The sequence below is a fragment of the Bacillota bacterium genome (genome assembly GCA_013314855.1).
Lineage (GTDB): Bacteria > Bacillota > Clostridia > Acetivibrionales > DUMC01 > Ch48.
The window spans coordinates 1-4,943 of the sequence record JABUEW010000196.1; the positions used below are offsets into that span (position 1 = coordinate 1).

The 4,943-nt window shown below is 36.7% G+C and carries 5 protein-coding genes; 2 read left to right on the top strand and 3 right to left on the bottom strand.

From position 1 onward, the window contains the following. Positions 1–173 precede the first annotated feature (173 nt). Positions 174–788: a chromate transporter gene (locus HPY74_19785; protein ID NSW92850.1), complete on the top strand. Its 615-nt coding sequence runs from the start codon at positions 174–176 to the stop codon at positions 786–788. 26 nt (positions 789–814) lie between these two features. Further along, positions 815–1,420 (top strand): chromate transporter, encoded by a 606-nt coding sequence (locus tag HPY74_19790; GenBank protein ID NSW92851.1) that lies wholly within the window; start codon positions 815–817, stop codon positions 1,418–1,420. Between the two features lie 215 nt (positions 1,421–1,635). On the opposite strand, the gene HPY74_19795 is transcribed toward HPY74_19790, so the two are convergent. The 3 genes from HPY74_19795 to HPY74_19805 all read right to left on the bottom strand — a co-directional run bounded on the left by HPY74_19795 (position 1,636) and on the right by HPY74_19805 (position 4,634). After that, positions 1,636–2,319, bottom strand: a complete 684-nt coding sequence (locus HPY74_19795; protein ID NSW92852.1) for an SIS domain-containing protein — start codon at positions 2,317–2,319, stop codon at positions 1,636–1,638. Positions 2,320–2,393: 74 nt separating this feature from the next. Beyond that, positions 2,394–3,383 carry an ROK family protein gene (locus HPY74_19800; GenBank protein NSW92853.1) on the bottom strand — a complete coding sequence of 330 codons (990 nt, stop codon included), beginning with the start codon at positions 3,381–3,383 and terminating at the stop codon, positions 2,394–2,396. 51 nt (positions 3,384–3,434) lie between these two features. Continuing rightward, entirely contained in the window at positions 3,435–4,634 is a 1,200-nt protein-coding gene (locus HPY74_19805; GenBank protein NSW92854.1) for an HD domain-containing protein, read from the bottom strand. Between the last annotated feature and the right edge of the window lie 309 nt (positions 4,635–4,943).

A 4,943-nucleotide genomic window follows, 5' to 3' on the forward strand; every position in this document is an offset into this window, starting at 1 on the left:
CTAATACCTAAAAAAACTTGAATTCTTATTCTTTATTGTGGTAAAATTACGGGGAGGTTTTGTTTTAAACACTAAACTGAAACTGAATTATATACATAATAAAACGAATCAAATACATAACAAATATATACTTAATTGAAGGTGATAATTTGAATAACAGTATTGAGAAAGATATTTCAGACAAAAACAAGGCAAATAGAAATATTAAGTTACTTGTTGAAATATTCTCCACTTTTTTTAAAATAGGTTCTTTTACTCTGGGCGGCGGTTATGCCATGATACCCTTAATTGAAAGGGAAGTTGTACACAACAAAGGTTGGATTGACATCAATGAAATAGTTGACTATTTTGCTGTTTGCCAATCAATCCCTGGTGCAATTGCAATAAATTCTGCAATCCTGATAGGTTATAAAACAGCAGGAAGGAAGGGCGCCATAATTGCTGCAGTCGGTGTAATACTCCCCTCCTTTTTAATTATTACAATTATTGCAGCATTCTTTACCAGATTCCAGAATAGTCCCATTGTAAAAGCTGCATTTTCAGGAATACGTTCTGCTGTTGTAGCACTTATAGCAATAGCTGCATTCAAAATTGGGAAAGCCTCAATAAAAGATGCAATAGGGTTTATTGTTGCGGCCGTTGTAACAATTACAGTTACATTTTTAAATATCCATGCCATTTTTACCATAATTGGAGGTGCTTTGTTCGGGCTTTTAATGTACCTGTTATTCCCAACCCAAGTAAAGAAAACCTTCAGTAAAAACAATAACAACACTGAAAAAATTTAAAAACAGAAGGAGTAAGGTGGGTTATAATGATTTACTTAACACTTCTATTTACTTTTTTTAAAATAGGTCTTTTCAGTTTCGGAGGCGGTTATGCCATGATTCCCATGATAGAAAAAGAAATAGAGTTCCATGGCTGGCTGACCCCTTCGGAATTCATAGACATAATTGCAATAGCTGAAATGACACCAGGACCTATTGCAGTAAATTCGGCAACATTTGTAGGATTTAAAACCGCAGGAGTATTGGGAGGGTTATTATCTACTTTGGGAGTATCTTTACCGTCATTAATACTGGTTTTATTTGTATCCCGGTTTTTCTTTAAATATACGAACAACCCAATCAAAAACGCAGTATTCTATGGTGTAAGGCCGGTAATAGCAGGGTTGATTGTGTCAGCTTCTTTATTTGTAGCCGAAACAGCATTGCTTAATAAAAGCTTTTTGGATTTATTCAGCAAAGCTGCTTTAAATCCTCCGGAAGTTTTCAACCTGGGAGGCATATTTGTAACAGCTGTTATACTATTTCTCCTGATAAAGCTGAAGGCGCACCCCATATTGACTATTGTAATAGCCGGTATCATAGGCATATTATTATATTACGTATTACCTTCCCTGGACTTAACTATTCTATAACAAGAATATATTAGATATGAGGAAGAAATTTTAAATGATTTCTTTAAATTTACTAATAAAACCTGCATCAAGTAACTGCAATTTAAAATGTAAATATTGTTTTTACCACTCATTGGCTGATAACCGTTACACCTGACAGGTACTCATATTTCCTTAAAACATTATTTGATTTATGGTATGAGGTTATACCATGTAGCACGCGTAGTACACCAATCCTATTCCTGGATGCAAGGATAGGAGTCGTCTTTAAAAAATTCAGCCTCCAGCATAACGCAAAGAGCATGGTATATGGGAAGATGATACTCCTGTACCTTATGAGTTTGAGTTGCCGGAGCAATTATTGTTACATCACAAAGCTCCTTCATTTCCCCTCCTTCTCCCCCTGTTAAGCCTATTGTTCCAAGACCGAATGCTTTGGCCACTTTTATTGCATTAATAACATTCTTTGAGTTACCTGATGTGCTAATTCCTAAAAGTACATCCCCTTCTTTTCCATACCCGTAAACCTGTTGAGCAAAAACCATATCAGCCGCTATATCGTTAGCATATGCGGATGACAGGGAGGTATGGCTGACAAGGGAAATAGCAGGCAGGGCTTTTTGCAGGTTCTGTGATAAATATTGCCATTCATCGGGAAAATAAGATTTCAGTTTATTGCAATCCTCTTCCTCTATAGGACGTTTTAAAAGGAAACCTTTCATCAGCTCTCCTACGATATGTTCAGAGTCGGCGGCACTTCCTCCGTTACCGCATATAAGCAGTTTTCCCCCCGAAGCATAGCAATCCCGTAAAAGAAGAAAAGCATTCCAAATAGTGGGTTTACAAGTTTCAAGGCCTTTATATTCGGTTATTAGCGTATTAAGTATTTTGCCGGCAAAAGATTCGCTTAGCACACTCATACATTTCACATCCTTCTTTCACATTTTTTACATTTACATTTTCGTACTTTTCATTTTTACATTTTATATTAAATCTAATTCAAAGCAGTAGCAAGAGCAGCATAATCCCCTATGTTCTCACCCAAAGATGCCGGCACAACCTTACATACTTCCCTTGAGTATACAAGGCTTTCTTTTTTAATGACTTCTTCGGCCCATGGCCACAACAAATCCTTACTTCTGCTAAATATGCTTCCTATTACAATAATTTCAGGGTTCAAAATATCAATAAGTATAGACAGACCTCTTCCCAGGTAACGGCCACATTCCTTGTAAATCTCTATCGCAAGCTCATCTCCCTCTTTTGCCGCATCAGCAACAATTTTAGCATCCAGGCTATTTAACTTATCAATACTGTTGCAAAAAGAAACCTTTTTACCCACCTGTAATTTTTCCAATACCCTAGTCTTTGCAAGCTGGGCAATACCTCCCCCACTGCAGAACCCTTCAAAAGATCCCGACTTTCCATATCCTACCGGGCCATTGTTTTCGAGCCTTATGTGTCCTACTTCTCCCGCCATATCATTCGTACCTGTATAAAGCCTGCCGTTAAGTATAAGTCCTGCCCCCATACCTGTCCCAAAAGTAAGGAATATTATATTTTCATATCCCTTTGCAGCACCAAATTTCCATTCAGCCAGGGCACATGCATTGGCATCATTCTGCAACTTTGTTTTTATTCCAAACCGTTTTTCAAGTATTTCTACTATTTTAATATTATCCCATCCATAAAGATTAGGTGGAGACATTATTATTCCTTTTTTACTGTCAAGAGGTCCTCCGCAGCTTATACCTATAGCTTCAAACTGTAAGGCTTGAAATTTCTGTTTGGCCATCATAAGGTCAATTTCTTTTATAATTCTATTAATGGTTTGTTCAGGACCCTTTTCCGCTTCAGTGGGAAAAACCGCCTTGTCTATTATATCAATACTATTAATGATATTGTTTTCGCTGTAATTTACCCTTCCGAAGATTACAGCACATTTAGTACCGCCTATATCTACTCCCAATACTATACTATTCAATAAAGACCCTCCTTTTTATATATGCCGGAGATATATATTTTTACGTACCCCTCATATCCAAAAATATCCAAACAACTCGCCAAAGTTAATACCGGCAATATTCCTGTTTCTATACCTGCTGTGAAGGGATTCAAGACCTTCCTTAAGGTACCTGGATGTAATGCCGTGAGAAATGGAAAGGTATGCTTCAATACAGGCGGAAAGATGGTCGCATCCTCTAATTACCTCTCCATCTACAGGAGAGTACCTGTCCTCATTGTAAGACTTATTAATCTCATTTGAAGTTACAATCTCAATACTCCCATCCTTTAATATCCTGCTATTAAACTCATTCTCTATAAGATATTTTATCTCTTTCCTCCATGCTGAGGGTAATAAAGGAAATATCCTTTCTTCAAGCTGCCTGTTCTCAATTTCTTTTATTAATTCCTCAAGTCCTTCTACAGACCTTTTTACAGGAGATACTATATCCCTGGTAAGCACCTCGGGCAGGTCATGGAATAGGCCGGCAAAAAAGTTATTTACAATTCTTTTGTCACAGCCTTCTAATTCAAGGGTACAAAAATATGAGAGTATGGCAACTACCAGCATATGTCCCAATACAGATGTTTCAGGCACTCTTGGCGACTGGGCCCATCTTTGCTGAAACCTCAATTGTCCTACAAGACTTAGAAAGCTTCGGGTTTTCTTTCCAAGGATAAGTTTTTGCACCCCCGCTAAATCATAATGCTCTTCTATTTCATTGGCAATTTGCTCTCTTGTATCCTCAAGTCCGTAAAGGCTCTTGTTTAAGTTATATATTATTTCAAATTCCCAGTTTGTTGCCAGGTAATGAGAAGCCTTCAATATTCTTTTTTCTAAATAGCTGTATTGTTGATCCTGGAGATAAGTACGAAATTTTTCAAAGAAGCCATCCTTTATACGATCAAAACCATCCTTTTGAAGCTGTTCCAGTACCCAATTGTTAAGCATCTCACCCTTTTGTTCCATCAACATATGAAAAATAGGAGGTTTAATATCAGTCAGCATAATCCTGTGGAAAAACTCAAAAATTCCGCCCTCAATTAACCGGCGCCAATTAATATTAGCCTTCCTGTCACTTTCTTCAATCTTTGCAAGGACGTAGGCAAACATCATTTTATGAGACTGTTTGTCCAGTTCGGTAAAACCTTTACTTGGTCTTATATGGTCGTTCCATCGCTGTATACTTGCAGCATCAAATATAAGTTCAATATTACGTTTACCTAACACAACCTCACCCCGTAAAATAGTCAGGTACTTTTTAAGATATTTATAAATTCCTATACTTAAATATAACAGATAGGACATCTCAAATCAAGGATAAAACACATGATAGGGTACATTTTTTGTAGTTGCTGAAGTGAATATATGCGTGGAAATCGATATTTGCCATATTATTCTTTCATAAAGGTAAGGGCCTCTTCATAAAATTTTTTATACAGCAATAGAGCATATTTTAAAAAAGGGCTGGTTTTTTTAAGAGCAGCATGTTATAATAAAAATATGGAAACAGGTGTATATAGCAAGGATAAGAAAATT

Excerpts from the sequence above, each read along its gene's own strand:
- HPY74_19790 (NSW92851.1), top strand. The coding sequence starts at position 815 with ATGATTTACTTAACACTTCTATTTACTTTTTTTAAAATAGGTCTTTTC.
- HPY74_19795 (NSW92852.1), bottom strand. The coding sequence starts at position 2,319 with ATGAGTGTGCTAAGCGAATCTTTTGCCGGCAAAATACTTAATACGCTA.